The 16,624-nt window shown below is 42.8% G+C and carries 8 protein-coding genes; 5 read left to right on the plus strand and 3 right to left on the minus strand.

All coding sequences use genetic code 11. The features are described 5' to 3' along the window. Positions 1 to 9: 9 nt before the first annotated feature. The 4 genes from POV27_RS15485 to POV27_RS15500 all read left to right on the plus strand — a co-directional run bounded on the left by POV27_RS15485 (position 10) and on the right by POV27_RS15500 (position 4,231). Complete coding sequence (locus tag POV27_RS15485; protein WP_272863701.1) at positions 10 to 693, plus strand: alpha/beta fold hydrolase; 684 nt, start codon at positions 10 to 12, stop codon at positions 691 to 693. A 9-nt stretch (positions 694 to 702) separates the two neighbouring features. Beyond that, positions 703 to 1,929 carry a hypothetical protein gene (locus POV27_RS15490; RefSeq protein WP_272863702.1) on the plus strand — a complete coding sequence of 409 codons (1,227 nt, stop codon included), beginning with the start codon at positions 703 to 705 and terminating at the stop codon, positions 1,927 to 1,929. Positions 1,930 to 2,159: 230 nt separating this feature from the next. After that, entirely contained in the window at positions 2,160 to 2,600 is a 441-nt protein-coding gene (locus POV27_RS15495) for a metal-dependent hydrolase (RefSeq protein ID WP_272863703.1), read from the plus strand. 380 nt (positions 2,601 to 2,980) lie between these two features. Continuing rightward, complete coding sequence (locus POV27_RS15500) at positions 2,981 to 4,231, plus strand: glycosyltransferase (RefSeq protein ID WP_272863704.1); 1,251 nt, start codon at positions 2,981 to 2,983, stop codon at positions 4,229 to 4,231. Positions 4,232 to 4,241: 10 nt separating this feature from the next. On the opposite strand, the gene POV27_RS15505 is transcribed toward POV27_RS15500, so the two are convergent. The 3 genes from POV27_RS15505 to POV27_RS15515 all read right to left on the minus strand — a co-directional run bounded on the left by POV27_RS15505 (position 4,242) and on the right by POV27_RS15515 (position 9,785). Then, on the minus strand, positions 4,242 to 5,975 hold the full coding sequence (locus tag POV27_RS15505; RefSeq protein ID WP_272863705.1) for an FG-GAP-like repeat-containing protein: 1,734 nt from the start codon (positions 5,973 to 5,975) through the stop codon (positions 4,242 to 4,244). A 95-nt stretch (positions 5,976 to 6,070) separates the two neighbouring features. Continuing rightward, the gene (locus POV27_RS15510; RefSeq protein WP_272863706.1) at positions 6,071 to 8,761 is read right to left on the minus strand and encodes a TonB-dependent receptor; all 2,691 of its coding nucleotides are present in this window, start codon (positions 8,759 to 8,761) and stop codon (positions 6,071 to 6,073) included. 61 nt (positions 8,762 to 8,822) lie between these two features. Beyond that, on the minus strand, positions 8,823 to 9,785 hold the full coding sequence (locus POV27_RS15515; RefSeq protein WP_272863707.1) for a tetratricopeptide repeat protein: 963 nt from the start codon (positions 9,783 to 9,785) through the stop codon (positions 8,823 to 8,825). Between the two features lie 298 nt (positions 9,786 to 10,083). Here POV27_RS15515 and POV27_RS15520 point away from each other — a divergent pair, with 298 nt between their 5' ends. After that, positions 10,084 to 13,209 carry a sensor histidine kinase gene (locus tag POV27_RS15520; RefSeq protein WP_272863708.1) on the plus strand — a complete coding sequence of 1,042 codons (3,126 nt, stop codon included), beginning with the start codon at positions 10,084 to 10,086 and terminating at the stop codon, positions 13,207 to 13,209. Positions 13,210 to 16,624: the final 3,415 nt, after the last annotated feature.

The raw sequence follows: 16,624 nt of genomic DNA on the forward strand, positions 1-16,624 counted from the left end.
CATACCATCATGAAACCAAAACTGCTCCTACTGCATGGTGCCTTGGGTACCCGTAATCAATTCAATTACCTAAGATCGCACCTCGAAGATCATTTCGAGCTTTTCGATTTCAATTTCGATGGACATGGAGGTGTTCCCGCTACTACGTATTCCATCGCTCAATTCGCTGAGAATACAGCCAATTACCTCAAGGAACAGAATATAGAAGATTGCTTTGTTTTCGGATACAGCATGGGAGGCTATGTAGCCTTACAATTGGAGCGGCAGCGTCCTGGGACATTTCAGAAGATAGTAACCTTGGGAACCAAATTCGGTTGGACTCCAGAATCGGCTGCTAAAGAAGTCAAAATGCTAAATCCCGATGTGATTGAGGAGAAAGTACCTCGTTTCGGTCAAAAGCTAAAGGAAGATCATGAGCCCTTAGATTGGAAGGAAGTGATACGAAATACGGCTCGAATGATGTTAGATTTAGGGAACGGAGCGGCCCTTTCTGAAACTGATTTTGGAAGCATAACCACAGAGGTTCATTTGGGATTGGGTTCTGAGGACACTATGGTGGGTGTAGAGGAGACCGAACAAATCATGAAATGGCTTCCCAATGCAGGAATGAAAATATTGGAAGGTGTGCCTCATCCTATAGAGAAAGCAAATCCCGAATCGGTAAGCAGACACATTATTTCCTCACTTTCATAACACGTATCTATGAGACTTTTATTTTGTGCTATACTGGCTTTGTGTTTTGCATCTTGTGTAAATGACAAAGAGAGAAAAAAGGAACTGCCTCCTAAGGACAACGTATTTGTAGAAGCGGTACAAAACCCTTCTACCGAGAACAGTCAGTTACCAAGATTGTTCAGTAACGGAAAGGAACTTTATTTCTCTTGGGTAACCCGTAAGGATTCGGCAGATGTGCTTAACTATGCTGTTTTACGGGATACGACTTGGACACCAAGCACCGAAATTATTGAAGGGAATGACTGGTTCACCAACTGGGCCGATTTCCCAAACATTGCCGAAAACAATGGAAGGATTCTTACCAGTTTTCTTCAAAAGTCTGATTCTGGAACCTATACCTATGACGTAAAGCTGAATCTATACAACCCGGAAACCAAGGAATGGAAAAAGAATTTCATTCTCCATAATGATGGAACCAAAAGTGAACATGGGTTTGTTTCGGTTAAACCCTACGCACACAACTCTTTTGCGGTGACTTGGTTAGACGGAAGGGAAACCGTAGGGAAAGGACATGGCGGCGGACAAATGACACTCCGAGCTGCCTTGGTTTTCGAAGATGGTACGATAGATTATGATACGCTACTGGATGAGAAAGTATGCGATTGTTGTAATACGGCCTTAGCCATTGGTCCTAAGGACCAGATTATTGTGGCGTACCGGGATAGAAGCGATGAAGAAATCCGGGATATTTCTGTAACCGATTGGACTATGGAAGCTAATTGGAGCGCACCAAGAACAATAGGAAATGACAATTGGAAGATTGCTGGTTGCCCCGTAAACGGTCCGGCTTTGGATACCTATGAGGAAGCTACGGTAGCGGCTTGGTTTACGGCTGCTAATGAAGAAGGGGAAGTTAAAGTGGCCTTTTCTTCAGATGGTGTTAAGACCTTTTCAGAGCCCATCCGTATCGATGCAGGAAATGCAACAGGAAGGGTAGATGTAGTAATGCTTTCTGCATCCGAAGCGGCAGTACTATGGATGGAACCCAGCGGAGAGGATGAGGTGATTCAATTGGCTAGAGTAAAAACTGACGGGACCATTTCAGAGCCTATCAATATTGCCAAAACCAGTGCGGAACGTGCCAGTGGCTTTCCACAAGTTGAAAAAGTGGGTAATACTTTATATATGGCTTGGACCGTTGTTGAAGGGGAAGACTCTAGAATTGAGATGGCATCGGTGGACGTTGGTTTATAGTTTATAGACAATAGTTTGTAGTCGATAGTCAAGAACGTCGACTCAACAATTAAACGATTAAACCCAAAAACCTTGAACCCGAAACCGTGCAACGACTCCTCGATACAACCCTCCCTTCGGTCGTCCCACTCGGAGTCCAATTCGGAAAACTGCCAACTGCAACTGTAAACTGAAAACTGCAACTACCCACTGCAAACTGAAAGATGTAAAACTCAACACTTAGAACTAGTATGGCTTCAGCCTTCGGACATGCATTTACCGCAATTGCTTTAGGAACTACTTTTTCCAAAAACGTAAGATCATGGAAGTTCTGGCTGCTGGGTATTATATGCTCCATTTTTCCCGATGCCGATGTGATTGGGTTTGCCTTCGATATTCCCTACGGAAGTTTTTGGGGGCACCGTGGATTCTCTCATTCTCTGCTATTCGCAATGCTATTTGGCATGCTCGTAACGTTTTTGTTTTATCGAAAGCAATTTCTAACCAGAAATGGAGCCTTGCTTATCTTGTATTTCTTTTTGTGCACGGCATCACATGCCCTTTTGGATGCTATGACAAGTGGCGGATTGGGTATTGCTTTTCTTTCACCCTTCGATACGACCCGGTATTTCTTTCCGTGGCGACCCATACAAGTTTCTCCCATTGGAGTAGAGAATTTCTTTAGTGAATGAGGCATGCGTGTCATCCTTAGCGAATTGGTTTGGATTGGCATTCCGGGGGTGGTGTGGATTTTATTCAATTGGGTTAGAAGAAGAATGGTAAGTAAGGAGATTGGGTTAAACGATTAAACGCATCAACTTTGAACCCGGAACTTAAAAACCGAAAAACGTATAACTAAAACACATCCTTCGACAAGCTCAGGATGACGTACTGCTACTGTAAACTGAAAATTGCCCACTGAAAACTGTCACTGGGACTGTCAACTGAAAAATGTAAAATTCAAAACTTAACACCTAACACTAAAAACCCGCAAACTGAAAACTGCCACTGTCTACTGAAAACTCATAACTTAGCATTTAAAACTTAGGATTCAACACTTAAAACCTAACACTTGAGCAAGAAACTTTTAATAATAGGTCATACATTTCCCGAACCTACGACTACCGCGGCGGGGAGTAGGATGCTTCAACTGGTAGGTCTGTTCAAGGAAGAAGGGTATGAAATTACCTTTGCGAGTACTGCGAGTAGAACACAGCAAACAGCAATATTCAAAGATGAAGGGATTGAGGAGGTTTCAATTCGGTTGAATGACATAAGTTTCGATGAATTTGTATTTCAGCTAAATCCTTCGGTGGTACTATTCGATCGTTATATGACCGAAGAAAAGTTTGGATGGCGCGTGGCGGAACAATGCCCCAATGCTCTTCGAATTTTGGACACGGAAGATTTGCATTTTCTCCGAAGGGCTAGGGAAGAAGCGCTTAAGAAAGATGCTCCTATTAATTTACACTCCGATACGGCAAAGCGAGAATTGGCCAGTATTTTACGTTGTGATCTGTCCTTGATCATTTCGGAATACGAGATGCAATTGCTAACGGAGACCTTTCATATCCCTGAAGGTATTTTGTATTACGTACCTTTTTTATTGGATCCTGTTTCTGAAGAAACTAAACGGGGTCTTCCCAATTTCGATCAGCGCAAAGGATTCATGACCATTGGCAATCTAATGCACGCGCCCAATGTCGATTCGGTTAAATATCTGAAAAACGAGGTTTGGCCCGCTATTCGGAAACAGTTGCCGAATGCCGAACTTTCGGTCTATGGTAATTATGCGCCCAAACATATTACGGAGATGCATAATCCGAAAGAAGGATTTCACATTAAAGGTTGGGCTAAGGATGTGGATGCTGTAATGAATAAAGCTAGGGTGTGTTTGGCTCCCTTACGTTTTGGTGCGGGGTTAAAGGGAAAGTTGGTGGATGCTATGCGCTGCGGAACACCTTCGGTAACCACGAATGTGGGAGCAGAAGGCATTTCTGGGGAATTCCCCTTTGGAGGCATGATTTCTGACAATCTAACCGATTTTGTGACACATGCGGTACAATTGTATTTGGAAGAGGATATATGGTTGGAGAAACAGGAAAATGGTTTTAAAATTCTATGTAAAAGATTTCAAAAGGATCGCTTTTCCGAAGCATTTATGAACATGGTTCGAATACTTCAGAATAACATGGAAGAACATCGGGAAGAGCATTTCTTGGGGCAGGTAATACTGCATCACTCGCTACAATCTACCAAGTACATGAGCAAATGGATTGAAGCCAAGAATCGAGGCAGACATTTCCGAAGAGAAGAAGACTAAAAAACTAGATTTATTTTAAAATCACCTTTTGTACTTCGGTCACGGAACCATTTTGTAGTGTTACAAAATACAATCCTTCTGAAAAACCGGTCATATCCAACGATCCTGACTGTGCGTCCATGGTTTTGGATATGAGCACTCTTCCTTGACCATCAGAAATAGTAGCTTTTATCGTATTAAGATGTTTTGGACCCCGTAGTTGAAGGATTCCAGAAGTTGGATTCGGATATAGCGAGAAGTAACTAGAATCTGGAGTTTCCAATCCCAATGTGCTTCCTTCAAGAATGGTGATATGGCTGTTTATGTCGGGGTTTTCTAGCACATCAACGATACCGCTCAACCAGGTAACTTTTATATAGTCGATAGATTCAGCATCATTGATACCGAAGAATTCGTAGGAGGAATTCTGGCCCAAATAACCTTCTCCGCACAAAGTGTAGTTGTATTGCTTTTCACCATTTACGGATATCTCTATCACAGAACCAATGCCCTGCCGATTGCTTTCAGTACCTTCTAACTTTACCTTGATCCAATTGTACAACGTGGGGCATTCGTTCTTCCAAACATAGATATCGTCCGGTGCAAAATTGAGCACCACCATATCGGGATAGCCATCATTATCTATGTCCCCAATGGCATTCGAAAAACTTACTGCATCGTCATTTTCAAAGCCAGCATTTTCAGGGATACTATAATTCCCTGTTCCATCATTTCTATAAAAAGCAGAGGTTAATGCCACATCGGGATTGGTCCAAGAACTGCTTACATACAGATCGAGATTTCCGTCATTATCAGCATCCAAATACACGGCTCCCCACGCTACTGTTTCCATCAAGGTGCCATTGCTAGGAGCAACATCGGTAAATGTGTTATTTCCGTTGTTTCTGTAGAATACGTTGCCTTCGGGAGTGTTGGTTACATAAATATCGAACCAACCATCGCTATCATAGTCGCCAATGGCGGTGGACATAGCATTAATAGCTGCATCCGTCCCTGTGCTGTTCCCTACTTCGGTATAGGTGCCATCTCCGTTATTTCGGTACATAAGATTGGCAAACTGGGGTCTGTCGTCGGCTATATAGATATCCTGCCAACCGTCATTGTTATAATCGAAGAAAGAGGCGCAGAAGCTCATATAGATATCTTCAATAAGACCACTTTGGGAAGTAACATTGGTAAAGGTGCCATCCCCATTATTTTCGTATAATTTGTTATGGAAACTCGCATCGCCATCATGTCGGGAAGTCTGAAATAAATCCAACCAACCATCATTATTGTAGTCACCCCAAGAAGCGCCCCAATCATGTAACTGATCTGAATACAGGCCTGCGGCAACGGTAATATCCGTAAAATTCAGAGCACCATCATTTTCATACAGTGCCCTTCCATCAGAATTACTGGAAGTGTACAGGTCATAATCCCCATCATTGTCAAAATCTACCCAAACCACGCTTTTTATTTCTCCCATATGATCTGGGATGCCCAAATCTACTTGGGTAAAGGTCCCTTCCGTGTTTTTATAGAATCGAACAGGCTGTCCTTCTTCGGAGGATACGGTAATATCGTCCCATCCGTCATTGTCGAAATCGAAAAAAGAAATACCACCTCCTAGGGTGCCATTTCCGAAGGAAGATCCAGAGCAACCGAGGGCTGCAGCTTGTTCGCTGAATAGAATTTGGGCTGGGGCAACATGGTAGGTTAAGCTAAGAAATACAATGGCAATACAATGAAAAAGTATACGCATGTTGTTTTATGTTAGCTAGTTAAACCAAGATAGGAAAAATCTGATAATAAAAAAACCCCCGCGTCGGCAGGGGTAGTTTTTTAGTATGTAGTCTATTAGAAATTGAAATCCAAACGGGTGTAGTAGTAAGCACCACCAAAGCCCATTTGTACAGAGTCCCAATATCCTCCAGCTTCTGTCCAATCGTCTTGTTGATCTGGATACACATTCAATAGGTTATTGGCTCCAATGCTTAGCTTAAGGCCATCGGTAAGCTGATATCCAGCTGCCACATCGGTTACGAACTTGGCTCCATACGTATCTGTAGCCGCAGCAATTTGGTTGGCAAAGCCACCATAATCTGCGGGATCTTCAAATACTTGGAAATCCAACAATTCCACTTCACTAAAGTGCGTTCCCGAAAGGGCAAAATTCCAATCATCGATAGCATAGGTAAGGTTCAGTGCAAACTTACTGTCGGGTGCAGAAGCCAATAAGAAAGCTTTGTCCCTTTCACCAAAGAAAGTCTGCTCATCCAAACTTCCATTGTTCACACTGGAAATTTCCATATCGTTTACGTTTCCAACCAGGGTGGCACCAAATTGTCCGCCACCTAATTCTGTTTTATAAGAAAGTACTACATCTACACCCAAAGTCTCTGTATCGGCACCATTGGCAAAGAACTGAGCCGCTTCAACCCCTGGAATGCTAGAAGCATCGAAGTTTCCGGTCAATACGATACGATCCTTAATATTGATGAGGTATCCGTCTACCGTAGCGGTGAAGTCACCAAATTTGGCTGTAACCCCTAATCCAGCGTTAAAGGCAGTTTCTTCTTCTAATGGTCCAATTCCGAAGGCAGCAGTTACCGGGCTATTGTTAGGAGATAATACAGATTCTAAAGCAACCCCACCCACGAAGTTGGTGAAGCGTAGATTATAGTAAATCTGTACTAGGGAAGGTGCACGGAAACCGGTACTTAAAGAAGCACGTACATTAATGTTGTCCGAAGCTTTTACACGGGCGGCCAACTTCCCGTTAATGGTACTTCCAAAGTCACTATAGTTTTCGAAACGTGCAGCACCACTAAGAAGGAAAGCATCCGAAATATCGATCTCTGCATCTGCATATAAGGATACATTCGATCTACTTCTGTCCACTTCGTTGGCTGGGCTATACCCGGGGAATCCTTGCGAACCACCAGGTCTAGGATCACCAGAATCTGGATCTATAGGTTGTGTTTGGTTGGAAGGATCGGTAATGAGGATGCCGTTTTCATCATACGTTCCCCAAGAACCTTCTTCTCCAGCGAAGATGGTGAAGTTTTCGGTTCTGTATTCCCCTCCAAAAGCCAGGTTTAACCCTTCGGCCACATCACCGAAGTACTTAGAGAAATCTACGTTTACTGTATTCTGGCTCAAAGTGTGTCCTCCAGCATCGAAGTCAGTAGGGGAGGCATCTTCCAAGGAAGCATTCAGGGTTCCCTGAATGAAATAATGGAAACTGTTCTTACCCCAGGTATTGCTGATATCGGCTTTCCACTCGTCCCCTAATTCTGTGCGAACTCCAACAGAAACTGAATTGTCAATAATGTTGGACGTGATTCGCGGCGTAAACCCGTCGGGATAAATGGAAGGAATAACGCGAGCTCCACCATTACGGGTAAAGGCAAAAGCATCGGTATCTCGGTAGTTTCTTCCTCCAAAAGCATAGATTTCAGTGTTTTCTGCTACTGGATAAGCAAGGTTTCCGAAGAAATTAAAACCATCGATCGCGGCTTCCCCAAATCCTTTACGGAATTCGAAACTAGGACGAAGTGTTTTGTTTTTGCTCAGATATTCTGCCGTAAAATTGGCATATCCGCCATCTTGTCCAAGAGCTACCCCATAGTTAAGTCCTGCTTTTACTGAACCTCCGTCAAAGCTTTGGTCGTCGCCAATGGCATTTCCATCGCGCTCCGTGTCTAACCGGAAACCATCGGTATTCCACACTCCGTAGTTCCCATCAGCAAAAGCACTGGTATCTACATCGGCATCCGTACTATAGGCTCCGTAGCTTAAGAAACCGGATACTTCGTCGGTATTGTCCCTTAAAACAATATTGATTACCCCAGCAATGGCATCAGAACCATATTGGGCAGCAGCACCATCCCTAAGTATTTCAATCCTTTTAATGGCTGAAGTTGGTATGGCATTGAGGTCGGTACCGGTATTTCCACGTCCTCTCGTTCCGAAGATATTCACCAGGGAAGAGGAGTGTCTCCTTTTTCCGTTGATAAGCACCAAGGTTTGGTCAGGCCCCAGTCCACGAAGGGAAGCCGGATCTATATGGTCGGCGCCATCCGATCCCGATTGCTTATTCGCATTAAAAGAAGGGGCTGCATATTGAAGCAGTTCGTTGATTTCAATCCTACCAGCTTGGGTTACAATGTCATTTACGCTAATAACGTCTACAGCAACAGGAGTGTCGGTTGCCGTTCTTTTCGGACTACGAGACCCTACCAACTGTACTGCATCTAGGGCGAACCCTTCAACCATACTCACGTTGATGGTGGTCTGCCCGTTTACGTCAATTTCTTGGGTTTCGAATCCTACGTAGCTAAAAACAAGGGTTGCGTCATCGGCTACGGAAATGGAATAGTTTCCGTTAAAATCGGAAGTGACTCCGTTGTTGGTTCCTTTTTCAATAATATTTACTCCATTAAGGCCAATATTATTACTGTCTGTGATCGTTCCCGATACTGAAATTTGGGCCGTGGCCATTCCGCAAAAAAGGATAGCCAGCAACCCTAAAAATTTACTTCTCATAGGTTGTTTAGTTTTGGTTTGTGTTTTAAAGTTACATTAAATTTATTTGTAAGGGGAAATCTCAACGCATGTTATAAGGCTTTGCCAAATCGGTCTCAGCGGCGATAAAACCAAAGCCTGCCCAGTCTTCATTCGCCAATAGAGTACGGTAAATGCCTTCGGCTTGTTCGGCATTTCCATTGTACCAATACCAGTTGCCAATCGCATATTGTATTGCACTATTACTGGGGGAATTATCTCCGGTGGTAGGATAGATATCGTCCAGTTCCAACTCACCTTTATAAAACAGGCAAGCTTGATAATAGGACGTGTTTTCTAACACCTTCATCTCTGGATGTATGATCTTAAGATAACTGTCTGCCGCCTGGTTCCTAGCCAGTCTTCGCTGAATCATATAGACCCAATGGGTGGCAGAAACCACGTTATCGGGATTACGGGAAGTAGACAAGCATTCTTTATAGGCATCCAAGGCTTTTGGCAGATTTCTGTTCAGATAGTACGCCAAGCCCAAATGATAATAGATATTACCGTGCATGGTACTCACCGGAATGTTGTATTGATTGGGCAGTCCGTCTTCTTCTATCATATTCTCTTTATCCTGAATAAGCTCCACAGCTTTTTCCAAATCGGCAATGGCCTTGTCGAATTCACGAACAGTAATATAACGATGGCCACGATGACGGAGCAATCGCGATTCGTGGGGGAATTTCTCGAGTCCGTGGGTGTAGATGTCAATGGCTTTGCGGTAATCACCCGTGTAGGCCGTGAAACGCCCATACCAAATAAGGTTGTCAAGGCTAGGAAGGGAATCGAAAGCAGCTTTCTTCTCTTCCAATTGACTAAGCATTTTTTCCGATGCCTTTCTGGGATAGAGGGTGTCGCCCAATTGGGAAATGGCCTGATAATCGTGTTCCCAAGCACTATCTAAGGTGATTGGCTGTGCTTCTTCTTGTTGGGTCTCTTTTTTTGGAGAATTACAGCCCAGAAGACTGACACACAGAAGAAGTGTGAGGTATTTATTCATTTTGGTTGGTCGTATTAGCTCCTCTAAGATAGGGTATTTCCTTTTTATTTAGAATGCCGTTAAAGATGTATTAACAAGGAGGGGGAGGTAATTATGAGATTTTTAATGAAATATTGGGGGGGCGTATTTCAAAATTAAGTACATTAGCCATAGACCCCCTTTCCCATATTTTATAATTTTAGTGTAAGATTGACAGCTTTGCCTACACCTGTGGGTGGTTGTTGATTGCATTGCAATGCTTAGTTTTAATATGATTAGGAAGGATGTATTCTACATATATCGGGGCTTACTGCTTTTAATGTTTTTTCTTTTTTTAATTGCAGATCAAGCGTGTTTAGCACAGGACTATGAGATCCGCAAAATCCCTGTGAACTTAAATGGGGAATCTGCTGCCATTCCCAATAAGATTTTGGTGGACCAAAATAATTTCCTTTGGTATTTCACTCATAATGGATTGGTAAGGGATTATTCTCATGGCAACTTTCTTTTTCCCTTTCAAGAACATAGGGAGAGTCTCAATATTCGACACGCAAACCTCGTTTTCGAAGATTCAAAAGGGAGAATATGGGTAGGGACTGATGAAGGCGCATTTGTGAAGATAGATGGTGAAAGTGCATTGCGATGGGTAGGGGTTGCAGAAGCGAACATTGGCGGAATTAATAGGATGACCTCCTTTTTAGAGGATAGTAATGGTAACGTTTGGGCTGGAACCACGGAGGACTATCTGTTGAAAATAAGTTCAGATTTAGAGGTCGAAATTATAGAAATAAATCATGAAATACTGGAGTTCTCGGACGACTATACGAGTGAAAGATTTTTATCTGTAGAACATATTACCGCCAATAATGAAATTGTGTTTAGGCAATCCCGTAAATTGTTTGTGCTGAATGAAGATGGTGAAACGGAGTTTATTTTCCGTTCGGATTATAATTCTCCAGACCATTTGAGCTTCCTTCAGACTGAGTGGAATGCAAATGGAGGAAATCATCTATCCATTACAAAAAATGGAGAAGTTTTCGAAAAGGATCGAAGCGGGAGCTATTGGTTTGATGGTACACCCTTTCAATTTCATTATCTGCCTAAATACAATCTTCAAGTAGCGGAAACACCCTATTTGGAAATGTTGGCAGTACCCAATGAATTAAGAAATAAAGTGCTGGGAGGGACCGATCTTATTGCTATGAGTGTAGACTTAAAAAACTTACTCTGCTTTCGGTTCGAGAAAAAAAATGGTGAGATCAACCTTAAACCAAGCTTGAAAATACCTTTTGAAAATGCCATAGAACATGTAGACTTCGACATCAATGGAATCGTATATGTGAGTTCCATGGGCGAAATCCATAAGATTAGGACTCCCAATCTTGGATTCGAGCGGATATTGACCAACTTTGGACAAACGGATCAAGGTCTCAATGTAAGTACCCGCGGGATGGTAGAGATGGGAAATGGGGACCTCTTGGCTGCCACCTATAGAGGTGTTTTTAGACTGTCCGGTGGAAGTCTCGAAAATCTATTTCCAAAACTAAATACGTTCCGGGAAATCGTAAAATTAGACGACACAAACTATTTGGGGTTAGGAGATAACAGTAGATTGGCAAAGTTTAATGTAGAAACAAAGGAAGTAACGTACTATCATTATTTAGAGCATCCAAATACAGAAACCCTGGCATACATGGATGCGATTTGGCTCAACGATTCCGAACTTTTAGTAGGCAGCGGTTTTGGCATCCTTACATTTAATCCTAGTGCCGGATTGTTTTCTCAATATCCCTTTCATCCAGATATTGATAAAACAGAAGAGGGTGTCCGAATAAAGGATCTTCATATCAAAAATGGAATTTTGTATGTGGCCACTTTGCAAGATGGATTCTATATGAAGGATATGACTACAGAGGAAATGGTTTATTATCCACCAAGGAATTCAGAAGAACCAACAAACCTAAACAGTATACATATTTATGTGTTGAAAGAAGGTCCCGATGGTAATATTTGGATGGGCACCGGCAATGGAATTCATATCCTAAGGGGTAAGGAAATGATACCAGTTCCGCAAACAATTGAAGAGTATCTTGATGGTAAGAAAGTAGTAGGAATTCAGTTCGATGAAGCAAAAAACATTTGGTTTTCTACCTACAATGGGTTGTTCTGCTATAATCCATCAAAAGAAGTGATGAGTACCTATTATGTTTCAGATGGGTTGGCGGATAACGAATTCAATCAAAATTCCAGTTTCAAGACCAACGACGGTAAACTATACTTTGGAGGTATTAATGGTTTTGTGGCTTTTAGGGGAATTGGGGATGTGCTTCCGGAGCCACCACAAGTATACCCCCTTAAGTTGTCTTATGTGGACAAAAAAACCAAAACTAGGGTAGAAATATTGGAAGGCTTATCCAATATTTCCGAAATCAATCTGAGTCATAACAGAAATTCCTTGGATTTAGAATTCTCCATTAATGGTATCTACGACGAAACCGCGGTAAACTATCGATATATGCTCGAAGGGTTTCAGGAAGATTGGACGCCTTTGGGAAGTCAGAACGAAATAAAACTGTTGTCCATTCCACCGGGATCGTATCAACTTAAGGTTGTTGGAGTTAATTCAAAAGGAATCGCTTCAACCAACGAATTACACTATGCCGTTAATGTTTCTCAAGTCTTCTACAAAAGGACCGAGTTTATCATCGGGGGCTTTTTATTTCTTATCGCAGTCATTGTATTGTCATTCTTCCTTTATATTAGAAATCAACGCAGAAAGGGCAATCAACGTTTGGCCTTGGCAGAATTGCAGGGGAGGTCTTTAATAACCCAGATGAGTTCACATTTTATTTTCAATTCTCTGCACATGATTAAGAATAGAATCATGTTAGGGAATCAGGAGCAGGCCGAAGACGATATTTTAAAATTTGCCGGTTTAGTGCGCACTACGCTGGATTTCAGTAGGAACAAATGGATTCCCCTGTCCAAGGAAATCGATTACATCACAAACTACATTCACTTTCATAATATGGAAATGAGCAAGTCGATTCGTTTTGCAATAAATAATCCCAACGGTTTAAATTGGGATGAACTGCACATTCCTTCCATGTTATTGCAACCTATTTTGGAAAATAGCCTCATACACGGATTCGGGGATCTTCAAAGGGATGGCGAAATTCAATTTGCCATCAAAGAGATGAACGAACTAGAAAAAGTGATGGATGTAGTGATATCCGACAATGGCATTGGGATTGATAGCGCATCAAAGAACACCCGAAAAAACCACACCTCTTATGGAGTTCAAATTCTCGAGGAGCGTCTTTCATTATTGAATGAATTGAACACCCGAAGGAAGGATAAACTTAGCCTTGTCTACAAAGACCTAAGAGCCATGGGGAAATCCGGTACAGAAGTAACCATCACGATTCCGTACCGACGCTACTAACTTCACATCGAGGGTTCATCTACGTTTTAAAGTCACGAAAATCAGACCAATAATTTAACTGTAATGTGTTGTTGTGTAATTAATTATAGTTGGATCATTTGTATTTGACCGAGAATAAAATTCCTTTAAATCTGTATTTCGACCGTTAAACGAATAAGAACGACCGAAAAACAAAATGCTTCATTTACAGCACCTTACCGCCTATACCTTTGTCCTATGATGATGTGAAAGGGACATATTAGGATTCGAGGCAAATAATCCAACCGTAACGGGAAGCGTGAAATCCCCGGCCTCTTTACTACAAAGGAGGACACCAAATGCTTTACAATAGGAAAGACCATTGCCCATTCACTTCACTTCATCTGTTGTAAAGTACTCTGATACTAAAACCAATTTTTAGACCATCCTTGCCTAGGCAGGGAGGAAGATGCGAATGCTCTATTCCCTAGAATAGTGCTTTCGATGAGCAAGATATTATATCGTATAAATACAAGCAAATGAAGAATCTAAAATTACTATTCTTATTCGTTATCCTTTCCTACGCCACCAACACAGTGGCTCAGGTAAGTATTGGAAGTCCAGCACCCGACGAATCGGCACAGTTGGACATTGTTGCATTGGACAAGGGATTGTTAATTCCCCGTGTAGCATTGCAAAGTACAACGGACGTGACCACCATCACCAACGGGAATGTAAATAGCCTTTTGGTGTATGCGACGGTTACCGTCAACGACATTCGCCCCGGTTACTATTATTGGCAAGACAATAAGTGGCAACGCGTGGTAAATGGAGATGATGTGGCACTGTTCGAAACGTTGACCATACTTGCCTTAAACGACAATGGGTATACCCTCGAGTATACAGATGAAGATGGGAACCTTACACAGATCGATCTGCAGCAAGTCATCGATAATTTCGAGACACTGACCGTACTGGGGCTCAATGCAGATGGATTTACTTTAGAGTATACCGATGAAAACGGGGATCTCACTCAGATCAACCTGCAACAGGTCATCGATAATTTCGAGACGCTTACAAGCATTAGTATCGACCCTACGGCAGGTACTATTACCTATTTGGATGAAGATGGGAATGCTACGGTAATGGATGTGGCCGCATTGGTCGATCTTCATGAAACATTAACAACATTAACGGACAATGGTGATGGCACCATGACCTATGTAGATGAAGACGGAAACCCTACCATCATCGATCTGGCCACCATCATCGACAACTTTGAGACGGTGACCAACTTGGTAGACAATGGAGACGGTACAATCTCTTATACCAATGAGGACGGAACGGTACAGACCATCGATATCGCCAATATGGTGGATACTTTCGAGACCTTAACGACCTTGACTGACAATGGTGATGGCACCATGACCTATGTAGACGAGGATGGGAACTCCACGGTTATCAATCTCGCTACGATCATCGACAACTTTGAGACGGTGACCAACCTCGTTGATAATGGAGACGGTACAATCTCTTATACCAATGAGGACGGAACGGTACAGACCATCGATATCGCCAATATGGTGGACACCTTCGAGACCCTGACAACATTAACAGACAATGGTGATGGGACTATAACCTATGTGGATGAAGACGGAAACTCAACCACTATTGATCTAGCAACGATCATAGATAACTTCGAGACATTAACTAGCATTAGCATTGATGCAGCAGGAGGGACCATTACCTATATAGACGAGGACGGTAACTCCACCGTATTGGATGTAGCGGCCCTTGTAGACCTAAATGAGACCCTAACCAGTCTTACCGATAATGGAGATGGAACCATTACCTATGTGGATGAAGACGGAAACTCAACCACTATTGATCTAGCAACGATCATAGATAACTTCGAGACATTGACCAGCATCAGCATCGATGCAGCAGGAGGGACCATTACCTATATAGACGAGGATGGTAACTCCACCGTATTGGATGTAGCGGCCCTTGTAGACCTAAATGAGACCCTAACCAGTCTTACCGATAATGGAGATGGAACCATTACCTATTTAGACGAAGATGGAACTCCAACCGTAATCAATCTAGATATGATCATAGATGATTACGAAACATTAACTACCATAAGTATCGATTCGGCAACAGGGACCATTACCTATGTAGATGAAGATGGAATCGCCACCACTTTAGATGTTGGGGATTTGGTAGATGTTCAAGAGACCTTAACCAGTCTTACCGATAATGGCGATGGAACGGTGACCTATGTGGACGAGGACAACAACCCTACGACCATCGATCTGGCCACCATCATCGACAATTTTGAAACGGTAACCAACCTTGTAGATAATGGAGACGGAACGATCTCCTATACCAATGAGGACGGCACAGTTCAGACTATCGATATAGAGGCCATTGCTAATACTTCAGTAGTAACGCAAACAGTGACCACAGGAAACGAGATTGCCACGCATAATGATGGTGCAGGAAATGTAGTGCCTATTTTGGAAACTATTACAAGTCTTACTGACAATGGAGACGGGACTTTTAGTTATACCTCGGAGGATGGAACAGTAGTAACCTTCGATGCTAAAACCTCGGTAGTGGTTTCATTGCTTGCTGGTGGTTCTCCTCAAGGAAATCCAATTGCAACCCACGATGACGGATCAGGTACAATTGTTACCATTTATGAATCTTTTACCACTCTCGTCGACAACGGCGACGGTACAATCACATATTTTGGTGAAGGTAATATTCCTTATACGATCAATTTAGCTACCATCATCGACAATTTTGAAACCGTAACCAACCTTGTGGACAACGGTGACGGTACCATTTCCTATACCAATGAGGATGGAACAGTCCAAACAGTGGACATCGGAGCTATTGTAATGACCTTCGAGACCACTTCGACCATGATGGACAATGGAGACGGCACATACACCTATACGGATGAGGACGGTAACACCACGGTTATCGACATCCCAGGGAACGAAACGATCACAAACTTGGTGGACAACGGTGATGGGACGATCACCTATACCAATGAGGCGGGCGTGGCCCAAACGGTCGACATCGCTGCCATTGTGGTGGCCTTCGAGACGACTTCTACCATAGTTGACAATGGAGACGGGACCTATACCTATACGGATGAGGACGNTACCTACACCTATACGGATGAGGACGGTAACACTACGGTCATCGACATTCCTAGCAATGAAACGATCACGAATTTAGTCGACAATGGTGACGGTACGATAACATACACTAATGAAGCTGGCGTTGCCCAAACGGTCGACATTGCTGCCATCGTGGTGGCTTTTGAAACGACTTCCACGATTATTGACAATGGTGACGGTACCTATACCTATACGGATGAGGACGGTAACACCACGGTTATCGACATCCCAGGGAACGAAACGATCACAAACTTGGTGGACAA

Source organism: Aureisphaera galaxeae, assembly GCF_028561275.1.
GTDB classification, from domain to species: domain Bacteria; phylum Bacteroidota; class Bacteroidia; order Flavobacteriales; family Flavobacteriaceae; genus Aureisphaera; species Aureisphaera galaxeae.